This window comes from Metabacillus indicus LMG 22858, assembly GCF_000708755.2.
GTDB classification, from domain to species: domain Bacteria; phylum Bacillota; class Bacilli; order Bacillales; family Bacillaceae; genus Bacillus_P; species Bacillus_P indicus.
The window spans coordinates 1,550,337-1,566,051 of the sequence record NZ_JGVU02000002.1; the positions used below are offsets into that span (position 1 = coordinate 1,550,337).

General features: G+C 45.1%; 15 protein-coding genes. 2 read left to right on the plus strand and 13 right to left on the minus strand.

From position 1 onward, the window contains the following. Positions 1 to 76: 76 nt before the first annotated feature. Positions 77 to 1,450, minus strand: a complete 1,374-nt coding sequence (gene argH / locus AZ46_RS11225; protein ID WP_029279111.1) for an argininosuccinate lyase — start codon at positions 1,448 to 1,450, stop codon at positions 77 to 79. Then, the gene (locus AZ46_RS11230) at positions 1,447 to 2,658 is read right to left on the minus strand and encodes an argininosuccinate synthase (protein WP_029279109.1); all 1,212 of its coding nucleotides are present in this window, start codon (positions 2,656 to 2,658) and stop codon (positions 1,447 to 1,449) included. The genes argH and AZ46_RS11230 overlap by 4 nt, the downstream gene beginning before the upstream one ends. 188 nt (positions 2,659 to 2,846) lie before the next feature. Between AZ46_RS11230 and AZ46_RS11235 the strand changes: the two genes are divergently transcribed. Then, positions 2,847 to 3,158, plus strand: coding sequence for a hypothetical protein (locus tag AZ46_RS11235; RefSeq protein ID WP_029279108.1), 312 nt, complete (start codon positions 2,847 to 2,849; stop codon positions 3,156 to 3,158). 59 nt (positions 3,159 to 3,217) lie between these two features. On the opposite strand, the gene AZ46_RS11240 is transcribed toward AZ46_RS11235, so the two are convergent. The 10 genes from AZ46_RS11240 to sppA form a co-directional block, all read right to left on the minus strand. Then, entirely contained in the window at positions 3,218 to 3,730 is a 513-nt protein-coding gene (locus AZ46_RS11240; RefSeq protein ID WP_029279106.1) for a MogA/MoaB family molybdenum cofactor biosynthesis protein, read from the minus strand. After that, complete coding sequence (locus AZ46_RS11245; protein ID WP_029279104.1) at positions 3,717 to 4,571, minus strand: EcsC family protein; 855 nt, start codon at positions 4,569 to 4,571, stop codon at positions 3,717 to 3,719. The genes AZ46_RS11240 and AZ46_RS11245 overlap by 14 nt, the downstream gene beginning before the upstream one ends. 71 nt (positions 4,572 to 4,642) lie before the next feature. Next, positions 4,643 to 6,052 carry a Na+/H+ antiporter NhaC family protein gene (locus AZ46_RS11250; RefSeq protein WP_029279103.1) on the minus strand — a complete coding sequence of 470 codons (1,410 nt, stop codon included), beginning with the start codon at positions 6,050 to 6,052 and terminating at the stop codon, positions 4,643 to 4,645. A 107-nt stretch (positions 6,053 to 6,159) separates the two neighbouring features. Beyond that, positions 6,160 to 7,347, minus strand: a complete 1,188-nt coding sequence (locus AZ46_RS11255) for an acetate kinase (protein ID WP_029279102.1) — start codon at positions 7,345 to 7,347, stop codon at positions 6,160 to 6,162. A gap of 243 nt (positions 7,348 to 7,590) precedes the next feature. Beyond that, complete coding sequence (locus AZ46_RS11260) at positions 7,591 to 8,580, minus strand: class I SAM-dependent methyltransferase (protein WP_029279100.1); 990 nt, start codon at positions 8,578 to 8,580, stop codon at positions 7,591 to 7,593. Positions 8,581 to 8,711: 131 nt separating this feature from the next. Further along, a complete protein-coding gene (gene tpx / locus AZ46_RS11265; RefSeq protein ID WP_029279098.1) occupies positions 8,712 to 9,212 on the minus strand; it encodes a thiol peroxidase in 501 nt (166 codons plus the stop codon). A gap of 133 nt (positions 9,213 to 9,345) precedes the next feature. After that, the gene (gene ytfJ / locus AZ46_RS11270; protein ID WP_029279096.1) at positions 9,346 to 9,813 is read right to left on the minus strand and encodes a GerW family sporulation protein; all 468 of its coding nucleotides are present in this window, start codon (positions 9,811 to 9,813) and stop codon (positions 9,346 to 9,348) included. A 15-nt stretch (positions 9,814 to 9,828) separates the two neighbouring features. After that, positions 9,829 to 10,521 (minus strand): DUF2953 domain-containing protein, encoded by a 693-nt coding sequence (locus tag AZ46_RS11275; RefSeq protein ID WP_029279094.1) that lies wholly within the window; start codon positions 10,519 to 10,521, stop codon positions 9,829 to 9,831. An 87-nt stretch (positions 10,522 to 10,608) separates the two neighbouring features. Next, positions 10,609 to 11,130 (minus strand): RDD family protein, encoded by a 522-nt coding sequence (locus AZ46_RS11280; protein WP_051827225.1) that lies wholly within the window; start codon positions 11,128 to 11,130, stop codon positions 10,609 to 10,611. Between the two features lie 15 nt (positions 11,131 to 11,145). Beyond that, positions 11,146 to 12,150, minus strand: coding sequence for a signal peptide peptidase SppA (gene sppA / locus AZ46_RS11285; RefSeq protein ID WP_029279091.1), 1,005 nt, complete (start codon positions 12,148 to 12,150; stop codon positions 11,146 to 11,148). Between the two features lie 161 nt (positions 12,151 to 12,311). On the opposite strand from sppA, the gene AZ46_RS11290 reads away from it, so the two are divergent. After that, positions 12,312 to 13,115: an NAD kinase gene (locus AZ46_RS11290; protein WP_029279090.1), complete on the plus strand. Its 804-nt coding sequence runs from the start codon at positions 12,312 to 12,314 to the stop codon at positions 13,113 to 13,115. A gap of 958 nt (positions 13,116 to 14,073) precedes the next feature. Here the strand turns inward: AZ46_RS11290 and AZ46_RS11300 are convergent. Beyond that, positions 14,074 to 15,672, minus strand: coding sequence for an amidohydrolase (locus AZ46_RS11300; protein WP_029279086.1), 1,599 nt, complete (start codon positions 15,670 to 15,672; stop codon positions 14,074 to 14,076). Positions 15,673 to 15,715 lie beyond the last annotated feature (43 nt).

Genomic DNA, 15,715 nt, shown 5'->3' on the forward strand with positions numbered 1-15,715 from the left:
TCAGCCCCCTGTCACCTGATTGTGTTCCCTGTTATCGTTTGTGAAATGGGGAGGAAATACGATGGTAATATCTTCTTTATGACAGAGCGTCTTCAGCTTTCAGCAGCGCTTCCTTTACTTTTGAAAAACCGGTGCCGCCATCACTGATTCTCTTTGCAACGGCGGTGTAAGGATCAATTGCTTCAAACAGATCTTCTGAAAATAAATCAGATGCTTCTTTGTATTCGGCAAGCGGGAGATCTTTTAAGTAGATTCCTTTTTGGATGCACGTATACACAAGCTTTCCGACCACTTCGTGCGCTTCACGGAAAGGCATGCCTTTTTTAGCAAGATAATCGGCAAGCTCGGTCGCATTTGAAAAATCCTCAGTGGTCGCTTTCTTCATTTTTTCCTCTTTGACCTTGAGTGTGCCGATCATTCCTGTGAAGATCTGCAGACTGCCTTCAACCGTGCGGACCGCATCAAACATGCCCTCTTTGTCTTCCTGCATATCTTTGTTGTATGCAAGCGGAAGACCCTTTAACGTTGTGAGCAAAGCAAACAGATTGCCGTAGACCCGTCCCGTTTTTCCGCGGATCAGTTCGGCCATATCCGGATTTTTCTTCTGAGGCATCATGGAGCTGCCGGTTGCATAGGTGTCATCAAGCTCGACAAACTGAAATTCCTGGCTGCACCAGAGAATCAATTCTTCGCAAAGACGGGACAGATGCATCATCATGATTGAGCTGTTGCTTAAAAACTCAACAATGAAATCCCGGTCGCTTACGCCGTCAAGACTGTTTTCATAAATGCCGTCGAACTCCAGAAGCTCAGCAGTCAGCTTGCGGTCGATCGGAAAAGTGGTGCCTGCGAGAGCACCGCATCCAAGCGGGGAAAGGCTGATCCGCTTCAAGGATTCCGAGAAACGCTGTTTGTCCCGCTCAAGCATCCAAAAATAGGCAAGAAGGTGATGAGCAAAGGAAATAGGCTGTGCTCTTTGAAGATGTGTATACCCCGGAAGAATGGTCTCAACATTTTCTTTTGCCTGCTTGAGAAGCGTTTCCTGAAACGCAGAGATCAGTCCGACAATTTCGTTCACATGGTTTTTCAGATACAAGTGCATGTCCGTTGCCACTTGGTCATTTCTGCTTCTCCCTGTGTGAAGCTTGCCTCCGACTGGACCAATCTCATCGATCAGCAGTTTCTCAAGATTCAGATGGATATCTTCATAATCCACTGAAAAAGAAAGCTCTCCTTTTTCAGCTTTTTCTTTCAGAAGAAGCAGACCGGTTTTAATCTGCTCTGCTTCTTCAAGTGAAAGAATCCCGCATTCGCCAAGCATATGAACATGTGCGAGGCTGCCCTGAATGTCTTCAAAGACAAGCTCTTGATCAAATGAAATAGATGCGCCAAACTCATCTACCCATTTCTCGGGTGTTTTTTGAAAACGGCCTCCCCACAGCTTTTTCATACATTCACCTTCTTTTTCCCCTGCACCATGCTGCTTACTTTTGTCGGAAGTCCATACAGCGAGATAAATCCGACTGCAGCCGCGTGGTCAAAGGAATCTTCGGTTGTGTAAGTTGCAAGCTTTTCATCGTAAAGGGAATACTCCGACTTTCTTCCTTCTACAATGCTATGCCCTTTAAACAGTTTGACACGGACTGTTCCTGTCACATATTCCTGCGTTTCTTTCAGGAATCCCATCAGCGCATCTTTAAGCGGCGAGAACCAAAGACCGTTGTAAATCAGTTCTGTCAGCTTCATTTCAATGACCGGTTTAAAGTGTGCCACTTCTTTCACAAGCGTCAGATCCTCAAGCTCTTTATGAGCTTTGATCAGCGTCATGGCTGCAGGGCATTCATACACTTCACGGGATTTGATTCCCACAAGGCGGTTTTCAACATGGTCAATCCGTCCGACTCCATGATTGCCTGCTACTGTGTTTAAATGAAGAATCAATTCTGAAAGCGGATAGGAAACGCCATTCAACGTAACAGGAACCCCTTTTTCAAATCCAATTTCAATGATTTCAGGCGTGTCAGGTGTATGTTCCAGCGCGTTCGTCAGATCATAGGCTCCTTCCGGCGGAGCTGCCCACGGATCCTCTAAAACGCCGCATTCATTGCTTCTTCCCCATAAGTTCTGGTCAATTGAGTACGGGCTGTCAAGATTGACCGGGATCGGAATGTTGTTGTCCATGGCATATTGGATTTCCTCTTCCCGCGACCAGCTCCACTCACGAACCGGCGCAAGCACTTCAAGGTCAGGATTCAGTGCTTTGATGGATACTTCAAACCGCACCTGGTCGTTTCCTTTTCCCGTGCAGCCGTGGGCTACAGCTACAGCCCCTTCCTGTTCAGCAACTTCTACAAGTTTTTTGGCAATGAGCGGACGGGACAGCGCGGATACAAGCGGATACTTCCCTTCGTACAGAGCATGTGCCTGCAAGGCAGCTAGTGCATATTCATCTGCAAATTCTTTTTTTGCATCGATCACATATGATTTTGAAGCGCCGACCTGAAGGGCTTTGCTTTGAACAAACGCCAGGTCTTTTCCTTCTCCAACGTCCAGGCAGCAGGCCACAACTTCATATCCTTGATCCTGAAGCCATTTAACTGCAACTGACGTATCTAATCCGCCTGAATAGGCAAGAACTACTTTTTTATTTTCAACCATCTTTAATTTCCCCTCTCGGATGTATAAATATTAATTTAGATTTATATTAATTCATTTTAATAACTATCACTTTAACAAGTTATCAGCTGTTTTTCAATACATTTCTTAAAAGTTTTTACGATATTTTCGTGAATTGTATACAGCCCTCATGTAAAATGGAAGAAAATCATGCGTACGGGGGAATCAAGATGAAGCACTTTGAATTCAGCAGCCGTCTGGGAATCTATATCCCAAGGATTGAAGTGGAGTGGGAGAAGCTTACGAAGCAGGAACAGGAATCCATTCTTATGCAGTGGGAAAATATCCGCGGCCATATACCCGATCAGATTGCAGCAATTGAAACGGTCATAAACAAGAAGCAGGCAGCACTCGATTCAGAGGATGACTTTACTGTTTCCTGCAGGCTGAATTCTGAAATCTCAGAACACGCATCTGTCATCAATGACCTCTGGCTGTGGTTCAGGCAGAATCAGCACGTGTCTGAGAGGATGCATACTTGAGAAACAGTTTTAAATAAACATACAAAAAAACCATCTGCCTAAAAGGCGATGGTTTTTTATCAAAGATCTTTCTTTAATTCTTTCACAATATGCCCAAGCTCCGGCAAAATGAGCTTCTCCATCGCAAGTTTGACTGCGCCGGTTGAGCCGGGCATGGAGAAAATAATTGTATTGTCGGCGGTTCCTGCGGCCGCCCTGCTCAAGATGGCGGCTGAACCGATGTCTTCCTGATAGCTGAGCATGCGGAAGATCTCGCCGAATCCCGGAAGTTCTTTTTGAATGATGCTTAAAACAGCTTCGATTGTGACATCTCTCTTTGCAATGCCTGTTCCGCCGCTGATTAAGACAGCATCTATGCCGGGAGCTTTACAGCCGCTGACCGCTGCACTCTTTATGAGCATTTCTTCATCAGGCACAATTTCGTACTCCGTTATGTGATGGCCCGCTTCCTGTAAAAGAGAATGCATAAGCTGTCCGCTCTTGTCGGTATCAGTTGTTCTCGTATCGCTGACCGTGATCACTTTACAGGAGATTGGAGCGAAATCCTTCTTTTTATGTTCAATCAAACTCATGATCTGAATCCTTCTTTTCAAGCAGGAGCCTGTATCTGTAATACTGATGGGCAAACTCCGTGATCTGGCGTGTCATCTGGTAGTTCACTCCGGCCCCGATCGCCATTCCGATCAATGGGATGCCGCCAATCATTTTTTTTCTCAGCATTGATATCGCTGATACTTTGACAAGCTGCTTCACAAGATGATCAAGTGTCGCCTGATTGGCAAACACGTCTTCCCCTTCATAAAAGAACGGATGGCTCTCGCTGTCCTGCAATTCTTCCTTAAGGGAAGTCCATTGCTCATACCTCAGGTGCTTCGGCAAAATGGCAGCATGATAAACTTTTAAGGAAGTCATCATTTCATAAGGGGTGTTCACTTCATATCCATAGCTGAGTGCCGTCATTTGAACGGCCCGCAGGTTAAGCAGCATTTGGGCGGGGAGATCAATGCCCATCAGCAAAAGTCCGCCAGTACCAGCGAGGCCTCCCTGAACGAACGAATAAAGCCTGTGCTTTGACAGCTGCAGTTCGGATAAATAATGCAGCTGATCTACAGACAGTTTCTTTAAATCCTCTATCTGATCGATTTCTTCATGAAACGTCTTTGCCGTCATTAGTAGCTGCTGGCGGGCATCCTGCTGCACATGAGAATTTTGGATAAACGCATGCAGATGAAACAAAATATCATCCAGTTTGCCGAAAAATTTCTCTTTCAGCGGCCCCGGCAGCTGATTCAGTTTCCGGTTCAGCCACTTGTCGTATGTCCGTCCAAAATCTGAGCGAAGATCCTCCCGCATGGAATCTTCCCATCTTTTGATTTCTAAAAGCAAGGCGGTTTCACGTTTAGTTAGCGCCATGTTCAGCCTCCTGTAAATCTCCATTGTTTTCCTTATTATATCACAGGGAACGCTCCGTGCATGAGGATCTGTTATTTAAGAAAGAAACCCGCACATGCATACATGACCGCAGCTGCAGCGCATCCGACTGCGGTAAATTTCAATTTATACCTTGCGTAGGATACAACCGGCATTTCCAAAATGGATGCCGTAGTAATCGTGGTATCACCAAGCGGAGATGTCATCGCCCCAAACGCCCCGCTTGCAAAAACCGCCCCGACTGTCAAAGGCAGTGATGCTCCTGAAGCAGCTGCGAGAGTCATTCCAAGAGGCATAAACAACCCCCACGTCCCCCAGGATGATCCGATGAAATATCCTACTGCTGAACCAAGCAAAAAAATGATGGCCGGGACGAATGCAGCCGGCAGGACATCTCCAAGCGTTGAACTGATAAAATCTGAAAACCCGATATCTTCTGCAGAAAGAGACAATGCCCACACAAGGATCAAAAGAATGATTGCCTGCATCAGCTGGTTGCCTCCGTCGTAAAAGTGATAGAGCGTTTCTTTCAGCGGCACGCGTCTTATGCTGTAAAACACAAATGTCAGAACGAGTGTTAAAAACACAGCAAGCAGCATGACAAATGTGGCATCCGCTTTTGCAAATGCCTGAAAAAGGGACTTTGCCCCTTTTTCCGTCCCGTCCTGCCACAGCAGAAACATCGACAGACCCAGCAGGAAGAATAAAGGCACAATCAAGTGCCAAGGCTGAGCCTCTACTTGTTCAAGCTCTTTCTTAAGCCCGACGCCATGATAGGGATGTTCCTCCGCTGCTTCTTTCTTTTCATCCTGCTTCTTTTTCGGCTTTTTAAACGTGCCGACAAGACCAAGGACCAGCATCGCGATGGCAAAAAAGTTAAACGGAATACTCTGGAGATAGATTTGATACGGCGGAAGATCGAGCTGATTCCGCTCAATTCCCCCTTCTACGAGTGACAGCATGAATCCCGTAAAGGCTGTTCCCGCCGGCAGGAGAACAATGGTTGATGCTGTTGAAACGTCCATTGTAAATCCTACTTTTTGTCTTGAAAGCTCGCTTTTTTCCATCAGCGATTTAATGACCGGACCGATCATCATGATCCTGAACATCGGCATCATAAACGTAAAAGGCAAAGACAGCCAGATCATGCTTAAAAGACCTCTTTCTGATTTGACTCTTTTGCCTACCCATTCTGAAAAACCTTTGATGCCTCCGGAGATTTTCATCATGCCGACAAGTCCCCCGAACAAATAGAGAAATCCGATAATCTGAATGTTTGAATCATCTTCAAGTGTTTTCAATACATACTTCAAGACCTGTTCAAGCCCTCCAAGCAGTTCAGGCTTTACAAGATAAGAGCCGACAATAAGACCCGCTACAAGTCCGGGCAGGATTTCCTTCAGCCAAATGGAAAAGGCAATAACGATGAGAAACGGTACAAGTGAAAGCCAGGCATACTCCATGATTGGCGCTCTCCTTTTGCATGACATTTCTGCTTAGTATTGCCTATAATGGCCATTAATTGCGCAAAAAAAGACAGCCGTTTATGCCGGCTGCCTTTTGCGTTTCATTATTTTGCAATGCGCTCTACGTCGCGTGCAATCATCACTTCTTCATTTGTAGGAATGATCATGACTTTAACCGGCGAGTGAGGGTAGCTGATAAACGCCTCTTCACCGCGCACCTGGTTCAGCGAAGGATCCCAGTAAACACCCATGAATTCAAGGCCGCGAAGAACGCGCTCACGAATATCAATGCTGTTTTCCCCGATTCCTGCCGTAAAGATGATCGCATCTACACCGGACATGCGCGCTGCATAAGAACCGATGTATTTATGAATTCTGCTTGCAAACACTTCAAGGGACGTTCTTGCACGGTCGTTTCCTTCTTCAGCAGCCTTTGTAATGTCGCGAAGGTCTGAAGAAAGTCCGGAAATACCTAGCAGTCCGCTCTTTTTGTTCAAGATATCAAGCACTTCGATAGCTGAGTGTCCTGTTTTTTCCATGATGAACGGGATAAGGGCAGGGTCAATGTTCCCTGAACGCGTACCCATCGCAACACCTGCAAGAGGTGTGAAGCCCATAGAAGTATCAATAGACTTTCCGCCCTCAATAGCAGCGATGCTTGCGCCGTTTCCTAAGTGGCATGAAATCAGGCGAAGCTGCTCAATCGGACGGCCAAGAAGCTCAGCCGCTCTTTCTGATACATATTTATGCGACGTGCCATGGAATCCGTATTTGCGGATGCCGAACTTTTCATAGTACTCGTATGGAAGACTGTAAAGGAAAGACTGGTCAGGCATTGTCTGATGAAAAGCAGTGTCAAAAACGGCTACAGCCGGCACATTTGGAAGCACTTCTTTAAATGCTTTGATTCCGACAACGTTTGCCGGATTGTGAAGAGGAGCAAGCTCTGAAAGCTCTTCAATTTGTGCAAGTGTTTCCGGTGTAATCAGGACAGAATCATCAAACTTTTCGCCTCCGTGCACAACACGGTGTCCGATTCCTTCAATTTCATCTAGCGATTGAATGATGCCAAGGTCTGTCAGCTTAGAGAGAAGAATTTTAACAGCCACCGCGTGATCTGGAATCTCCGTTGTTTCTGTTTGCTTTTCTCCATTCACAGAAATGGTGAATACAGCATTATCTAGCCCGATGCGTTCTACAAGACCTGCTGTCAGCACTGTCTCTGCAGGCATTTCAAACAACTGGAACTTCAATGAAGAGCTCCCTGCATTAATTGCAATTACTTTTGCCATAATGATTACCGCTCCTTTTTATATAAAAACACGATTGTGTATTAAAAAAATAAAGAAAATCAACTCTTCTTTATTCTTTACAAATGAACCCGAATATTATCTGCCTTTCTCATTTAAACATTGCATGTCAGACATTTCAAGTGCAATTCACACCTGCAATCGTTTACAGTTCATATTCATTTAATTCTGACTTTTCGTGTTGTCAGACATAAAAAAGAACCGCGCTGGAGCGGTTCCTGAATGTTATTTATTTTCTTTAAACCAGCCGTCAAGCTGCTTCATAATGGACTGCATTCCTGCTTTATCGGAGAAGCTTGGCAGCTCGGCAAGCATGGCGTGCTTCGGTGCAGAAACACCTTCGCCTTTCTTTTGAAGAATAAACAGGCTTTTCTCATGCTGCTTGTCTTTAAAGAGGGTTTGCGGCAGTTTCAAAAGCCCCTGAACAATAGCGTGATCCTTTAAGTATGCTTTCAGTTTCGGCGCTTCTGCAGACTCAAAAAGATGATTCGGCACAATAAAGAAAAGATAGCCGCCCGGTTTTGTATAGTTCAGACTCTGCTCAATAAACAGGTGATGGGAATAGGAATGCCCGCTGTCTGCTTTTAATTTGAATTTGTCTGCGCCGACATCATTTGGATAATACCCTACAGGCAAATCGCAGATGACGTAATTTACCGGATCTACATAGAGCGGCTCAAGTGAATCCTGGTTATAAAACTGAACAGTATGCTCTCCAAGATTGGCATTCAAATAGGCAAGCTTAATCAGGAGATCATCCACTTCCACTCCGTAGCTCAGCACATCCTCCCCGCCAATATGGTTAAGAACGGCTGTGAGAAGGTTGCCTGTCCCTACAGCAGGATCAAGAATCGAAATGTTCTTTTCCCCGGCTGCAAACTTGTTTACCAAATAGCCTGTAAACAGCCCGACTGTATCCGGAGTCATCTGGTGATTGGCATGGGCGCCATCTTTAAGGCCCTTTAAAATAACAAGCTGAAAGGCTTTGCGGATCTCTTCCTTTTGGAAGGAAGAGATGTTTGCCTGTTCATATTTTTTTGCAAGGTTCTTTTTCGTGACCTCGCTCATCTCATCTTGCAGGACTTCATTCTGGAAAAGATTTTCGCCGGTTTCCGCTACGGCTTCAATATATGTAAGGTTGCATTCTTTTGAAATAATCTCGGCTGATTCATTCATCATCGTGAACAGCTTTTCAACATTCGAAACGGCTTGCATGGTCGTTTCCTCCTTCATGGTTCGTATCCCTCATTCTACTCATCAGGAGGTGATAATTCAAGCAGGATTGCCTGGGCTTCATAAAAAAGAACCTCGCTGCCGAAAGGGCAAGAGGTTCTCAAGAACACTAATCAGTTAGCAGCTTTAGCCGCTTCGATTGCAGCATCATAGTCAGGGTGGTTCGTTGCTTCGCTCACGTATTCTACATACGTTACTTTGTCATTGCTGTCGACAACGAATACTGCTCTCGCAAGAAGTCTTAGCTCTTGGATGTGTACGCCGTATGCTTCGCCAAATGAAAGGTCGCGGTGGTCTGATACGGTTTGGACATTTTCAATGCCGTTAGCTGCGCACCAGCGCTTTTGCGCAAATGGAAGGTCGACGCTGACAGTCAGCACTTTCAGGTTGTCAATTTTTGAAGCTTCTTCATTAAAACGGCGTGTCTGTGCATCACAAACACCTGTGTCGATAGAAGGAACGACAGAAAGAATGCGTACTTGTCCTTTTGAATCGGACAGTGAAACTTCTGATAGATCATTGGCAAGCACTGTGAAATTTGGAGCTGTATCTCCGGCTTTTACCTCGTTTCCGATAAGTGTTACCGGATTTTGCTTGAATGTAATAGACGCCATTTACTATTCCTCCTCCGAAAATATGTACAGTGTAAATATAGCCTGAATCAGGCGCTATTTGCAACGGAAAAGGGCATCTTTTCCCAAATTACAGCAAAAAAAACGCCTGTCATCCTATGACGGGCGTCCGGGCTTAAATATCAAAATCATCTTTTTGCTGCTGATGGCCAGTGTGGCTGTGATCATTTTTGTTCTTTTTGAAGATTCCCTGAATTTTTTCCACTGCCTGTGGAGCCGTATCAAGAATGCGTTCGTACAGGTGTGTGCTTTCATCTAAATGAAGCATTTTGATTCCATTGTGGCCGACAATGAGAAAGGCAATCGGCGTGATGGAAACTCCGCCACCGCTTCCGCCGCCAAATGGATGTTTATGGTGGTCGTGCTGACCGCCTGCTGTTCCGCCGGTATTCTTTTCTTCAATACCCGTTCCATTAAACTCACTGCCCCCTGCTGCAAAACCGAAACCAACCTTCGAGACGGTCAAAATGACGCTTCCGTCAGGTGTTTCGACAGGGTCGCCTATGATTGTATTTACATCAATCATCTGCTTAAGATTTTCCATAGCCGTCTTCATCAGGCCCTGAATTGGATGATCACTCATAAAAAGGTTCCTCCTTTAAGCTGGTGTGTTCTTTTTCTTGGACAAAAAAGAAAACTGCTGATCCCGTAAAGTTGGACGTCCGCCTCTCCAGTATTTGAGCAGGCGCAGTCCCGCCAACATAGCATGCCCTGTTCGAAAGTGGAGCATACATGAAAGCATCGTTTTTGAGCTCTTTTGATAAAAATTCGGCTCAATTGAAAGAATGGGCCGATTCTTCAGTTTCATATAGTGGCTGATGATGCCGAGAGCCGCTCCTTTTAACGTCCACCCGGGCCCAATAAGGAAACCTGTTTCAGCGGCGTCACCTGTACCTATCTCAGACCGCCACTCAAACTTCGTGATGGAAATATTGGCGAGAAACCGTTTCACGATCGCATGCAGATGCACAATATGCTCGGTCAGTTCCTTCAGATCCTTTATGCTCGTCAGCATATCATCAGGAGAAACTTTTTCGTCACTGTTCTTAGGCTTCTTGTTTTCGCCAACTGCTTTTTCTTTTTTCAGCAGCAGGTTCGGCCCATCAGGATCTACTTTAATTAAAGGAATTTTATAGGTGTATTTCAGCAGTCCGAAAAAAGCCCTGAATTTCAGGCTTATCTCATCATCATGCCCTACGTGCCTGATATCAGCGATAATCGTTATTTTCATAAATAAGATAAGCGTAAATAAAAGAATAAGTGCAATAGCGCAAATCCAGATCCAGGCCACCCCTGTCACATCCTTTCAATCCTCCAGTATCGTCCTCGGCAAAAAAAAATAAACCTGCGGCGGATGCAGGTTTATCTCGGTCAAAACTTATTCTGTCCCTGCCGGAGCAAGGATTCTTTCGCTTTTTCTCAAATATTCAGTTACAACGGCTGTATCTGCAAACAAATCGTGCACTCCCTGTTTCTTTGGAGTGAATGCTGCGACAGCGTAGCCGATCCACGTAAACTTTGAAATAAATCGCCCGATAAACTCTCTAAACAGAACAGTGCTCCATGTCAGTTCTTCCTGTTTGACGGAAATCACTTTCAGCCCAAGCACCATTTTACCGAGAGTTTGCCCGAGAAATTTCGTCATCAGGACAAAATACGCGTAAAAGACAGCGGCGGAACAAATCGCAATCGGAGAAAAAATGAACGTTTTCGATACTGGTATATCCAGCCATGTAAAAAGCGGATGAAAGACAATCCGGTTGATGCTCCAAATGACAATAATATCGATCAAATAAGCCCAGAATCTAAGCCAGAAGCCGGCATAGTGGACGTCCATTTCTTCTTGGCGGTAAAGAGGCTGCTCCCGGGTTTGGCTGTTTTCTTCAAACGTAGCATCCATCTGCAAACCCTCCTTTTATTCTGAGTACAAATACATCATTCTCGGTGAATTCGACTGCGAGAAGAAACGGTATAAGCCCATCAGCTCAAATTCCTCGCTGAACACTTTTGTTGCGCCAAGTGAAAGCAGTGAATCAAGTCCGGCATTCGTTTCATACTCGACTACGTGTGCACCGTCGATCTTCAAATCTTTTTTCATGCCTTTTAACGCATCATCAGAGTATCCGAGTTCATCAATCAAGTTCAGCTCTTTTGCCTGGCGTCCGTCATAAATGCGGCCGTCTGCAATTTTTCTTACTTCTGCATCTGACATCCCGCGCCCGCCGGCAATAACGTCGACAAATCCGCTGTACGCATTATCAACCATTGTCTGAAGGATTTTGCGGTCTTCTGCTGTCATTTCCCGGGAAGGGGACATGATATCTTTGAACTCCCCGCTCTTGATCGTTTCGAACTTCACGCCATATTTCTCAGCAAGGCCGCTGTAATTCACTCCCTGCATGATGACGCCGAGCGAACCGGTTAAAGTATCCGGGGCTGCGTAGATTTTATCTGCCGGGGCAGAGATATAATAGCCTCCAGAGGCAGCTGTTGTTCCCATTGACACATAGATCTTTTTGTCATGCTTTTCTTTTGCATCCATTAAATGTTTATGTATTTCCGCACTCTCCACAACTCCTCCTCCCGGAGAATTCACTTTGAGCATAATGCCGCGGACATTGTTGTCTTCTGCTGCAGCATCGATCATTTTCAGGAACTGCTGATGATTGTAGCCTGCCGTCTCAAAAAAAGACGTCACATTTTCACCTGTGTCCTGAATCACGCCGTTCACTTCAAGGACGACGATTTTGTCTGATTCATTTCCTGCTTCAAGCACCGTTTCTGCAAATTCTTCGTTTGCTGAAAGTGCATCTGTAAAGGCATTGCTGTTGGCCAAAGCCATACTTGTCAAGCTGATCACAACGGATACCCCGAAAAGAACAGCTGCGGTGACAAGTGCCCCCCATCGTTTCCCATTCATGCTGATTCCTCCTAAAACAGTTTCTGCTGGCCGAAAAACATTAGCCCGGCACGTGCAATTATTTTAATATTCAAGCCGAAAATGGTAAACTAAACACCATAAAGTATTGTAACACCATTTTCTAGGATTGTGTAACTTTTCCAACATTAAGGAGGATCACCATGACAGATAATCGGCGCAATGTTTACTTTTTCTACAAAAAACAGGATGATTTAGTACATAAAGTGGAAGGGCTTACTTCCCTCGCTTCCGAAAATGGATTTACAGTCGTGCAGGATGCAAAACAGGCTAACATCATTGTCAGCATCGGCGGGGACGGCACATTCCTTCAGGCTGTCAGAAAAACCGGATTCAGAGAGGACTGCCTGTATGCAGGAATTTCCGTAAAAGGAACTGTAAGCCTTTACTGTGACTTTAAAATCGAAGAAACAGATAAGATGATTGACGCCATGAGGGAAGCTCAAGTGGAGGTAAGACGTTATCCACTCTTAAATGTAACCGTTGACGGACACACATCCTTCCAGTGCCTAAACGAATGCTCCATCCGCTCCGGCATCATTAAAACGTTTGTTATCGACGTCTTTATTGATGACCTTCACTTTGAAACGTTCAGAGGGGACGGCATGATCATCTCTACGCCTACAGGCAGCACAGCCTATAACAAATCCGTTCAGGGAGCAGTGGTTGACCCGCTTCTGCCATGTCTGCAAGTAAGCGAGCTTGCCTCTTTGAACAACAATAAATACAGAACACTCGGTTCCCCGTTTATCTTGAGCGGAGACAGAAAGCTTACGCTGAAAATCGTCCAGGACGGCAATGACCACCCTGTCATCGGCATGGACAACGATGCCCTGAGCATCCGCCACGTCGAGAACGTCGAGCTTTCCTTAAGCCCATCCATGATTAAAACCGTTAAACTCAAAGACAATTCCTTCTGGGAAAAAGTGAAGCGGACGTTTTTATAAAGAAAAGCGGAATCAGCCGTTTAGCTCCGGGAGTCAGATAAGGAAACGGCGGTAAAGGCGCTTTTTGCCTTTGCCGACGGTTCCGTTCTGACAGAGGAGTTGGCTGATGGAGCTGGACACCACGAAAAGCGGAATCGCCTCATGCTGGCCGAGGAGCACTTACAGCTGATACTCTGTATTTTGCTCCTGAAGATTGACAGATTGACCTTATGTTTTTATTACCCTGTATTTCGTGATTGATGAAATACGGGGTATTATTTTGTTTTTTCGCTGCCCTATATTCTGCTCCTGCTCATTTATGTGACAGCATTTTGGCTCTTTGCTGTCCTATAATCTGCTCTTACTAATTTATAGGGCAGCATTTCCGCTTTTTGCTTCCCTATATTCTGATACTGCTGAATTATAAGGCTGCATTTTCGCTTTTTACTGCCCTATATTTTACTCCTGCTAATTTATAGGACGGCACTTCTGCTTTTTGCATCCCTATATTTTGATCCTGTTAATTTATAGGGCACTATTTTGGCTTCCTGCCATTCCAAATAAACCACTACAGGAAGGTGAACGGAATTTTAAAATTCATTTTGCACGCTGTTTCCAATTTCCTCTTCGGTTACGTCTTTCAATACATGTTTGTTTTATTTGTTATACTTTTCCTGTATATCAGTGAAGCTCTGGGCTATCCATTAGATCCAACATTAGAAAAAGGATTATTGGTTCCTTTTCTATTCATTACCGCTGCGGCAGGTTTGGTTTACTTTCCAACAGTCATATTGACAAACATGTATTGCCGGAAGAAGATTGAATGGAAATGGACCCCTTTTTTACTGCTCACTTTTCTCTTTTTTTCATCAGGTGTCTTTTCAAACGGAGAGAGAATAGCAACCTTTTTCAATTAATAAAGCGATTGAACTGCAAAGCATCAATGAAAAAACGCCCGGGAAGCCAGGCGTTTTTCTTGTTATATGATCTTGCAATCGTTCATTGACTTCTTCTCATACACTACCCTATCATCAACAACCGTCATAACAACTTCGGTCTCAAGCAGGGCATCTTCTTCAAAGATATCCCTGCTCAGGACGGTGAAGTCTGCGGTGTATCCTTTTGCGATGCAGCCGTATTCATGTTCATGATGCACGGCATATGCGCTCCCTTTTGTGTATAACTCTACCGCTTCATATACCGACAACCTCTCTTCCGGAAGATAGACCTGCCCGTCGTAAATGCTCTCTCTTTTTACAGCCGAGTAGATGCCAAGGAGGGGAGCAATCGGTTCAATCGGCGCATCTGATCCGCCTGCACAATTCACGCCTTCATTTATTAGTGTTTTCCAGGCGTAGCAGTACTTTATTTTATCCCGTCCGATGCGGTCCATCACCCATGGAAAGTCACTTGATGAAAATCTCGGCTGAATGTCGAGAATAACCGGGAGTTTTTTTACACGTTCAATCAGTTCCGCGTTCAGAATCTGAGCGTGAATCAGCCGGTCGTGCTGATGCTTTTGAAGGGGCGGATTCGCCTCAATGGCATCCAGTGCTTTTTCAAATGCAAGGTCGCCAATCGTGTGAATGGCAACCTCCATGCCATATCCTCTGGCTTTTTGAATCAGGCTGTTAAGCCCTTCTTCTGAATGGATGCTGACGCCATTTGTTCCGGGATCATCTTCATAAGGTTCGCTTAAGAGAGCCGTTCTTCCCCCAAGTGCACCATCGGCGAACAGCTTCATTGCGCCAAATTCGATAAACGGCCCCAAATCCCGCTCTTTTTGCTGAAATTCATCTGTTATATGATGATGAACAAGAAGATGCGCTCTAAACGTTTTCTTTTCTCCATTAATCACGGAGTCAAATGCGCCAAGAACATTTTCTAGGCTGCCGTAATATGACAGATCTTCGGTATGTCCTCCAACAAGACCTTTTTTATGGCAGTCTTCAATCGATTTCAGCAATGCTTTATGTAAATACTCCTTTGAAACCTGCGGTTGTGCCTGAAAAACAAGCTCCTGGGCCCCATCATGCATATAGCCTGTCGGATCGCTATTTTCATCCCGGACAATCAAGCCGCCTTCCGGGTCAGGAGTTTCTGAAGAAATACCTGCCAGCTCCATAGCTTTTGTATTCACAATAACAGCATGATGGCAAATACGTTTAATTAAGATGGGATGAACATTCGAAATGTCATCAAGCTCTCTCCTGTGGAGAATTTTGCGGTCAGGAAATTGGTTTTCATTAAACCCTTCTCCGATAATCCACTCACCGTGCTGGATCGTCTTTGCACGCTCACGCAAGCTTTCGAGCACTTCCTCTGAAGAAGCCATTTCTGAAAAATCAAGGTGCATCAGCTTTTCGCCATGGCCAATCACATGCATATGACTGTCTGTAAATCCCGGCAGCATCGTATGTCCGCCTAAATTCATTTCTTTGGCCCCGGGATACAAAGACCGGAGTTTTTCCAGATCCCCCGTATCTTTAATGTAGCCTTTTTCGGTATAGACCGCTTCAACTGTATCTCTTTCTTCTATTAAAGTATAAATTTTTCCGCCGAACCAAAGCGTGCCCACGTTCTCATTCCTCCAGCTCTTTCATTTGAATCTATGGTATCAT

What these genes read in the sequence shown, in the direction of transcription:
- tpx (WP_029279098.1), bottom strand. Translation starts at nt 9,212, where the DNA reads ATGGCGTCTATTACATTCAAGCAAAATCCGGTAACACTTATCGGAAAC.
- AZ46_RS11235 (WP_029279108.1), top strand. Translation starts at nt 2,847, where the DNA reads ATGAAGCACTTTGAATTCAGCAGCCGTCTGGGAATCTATATCCCAAGG.
- AZ46_RS11240 (WP_029279106.1), bottom strand. Translation starts at nt 3,730, where the DNA reads ATGAGTTTGATTGAACATAAAAAGAAGGATTTCGCTCCAATCTCCTGT.
- AZ46_RS11280 (WP_051827225.1), bottom strand. Translation starts at nt 11,130, where the DNA reads ATGGATGCTACGTTTGAAGAAAACAGCCAAACCCGGGAGCAGCCTCTT.
- argH (WP_029279111.1), bottom strand. Translation starts at nt 1,450, where the DNA reads ATGAAAAAGCTGTGGGGAGGCCGTTTTCAAAAAACACCCGAGAAATGG.
- AZ46_RS11245 (WP_029279104.1), bottom strand. Translation starts at nt 4,571, where the DNA reads ATGGCGCTAACTAAACGTGAAACCGCCTTGCTTTTAGAAATCAAAAGA.
- ytfJ (WP_029279096.1), bottom strand. Translation starts at nt 9,813, where the DNA reads ATGAGTGATCATCCAATTCAGGGCCTGATGAAGACGGCTATGGAAAAT.
- sppA (WP_029279091.1), bottom strand. Translation starts at nt 12,150, where the DNA reads ATGAATGGGAAACGATGGGGGGCACTTGTCACCGCAGCTGTTCTTTTC.
- AZ46_RS11290 (WP_029279090.1), top strand. Translation starts at nt 12,312, where the DNA reads ATGACAGATAATCGGCGCAATGTTTACTTTTTCTACAAAAAACAGGAT.
- AZ46_RS11230 (WP_029279109.1), bottom strand. Translation starts at nt 2,658, where the DNA reads ATGGTTGAAAATAAAAAAGTAGTTCTTGCCTATTCAGGCGGATTAGAT.
- AZ46_RS11255 (WP_029279102.1), bottom strand. Translation starts at nt 7,347, where the DNA reads ATGGCAAAAGTAATTGCAATTAATGCAGGGAGCTCTTCATTGAAGTTC.
- AZ46_RS11250 (WP_029279103.1), bottom strand. Translation starts at nt 6,052, where the DNA reads ATGGAGTATGCCTGGCTTTCACTTGTACCGTTTCTCATCGTTATTGCC.
- AZ46_RS11260 (WP_029279100.1), bottom strand. Translation starts at nt 8,580, where the DNA reads ATGCAAGCCGTTTCGAATGTTGAAAAGCTGTTCACGATGATGAATGAA.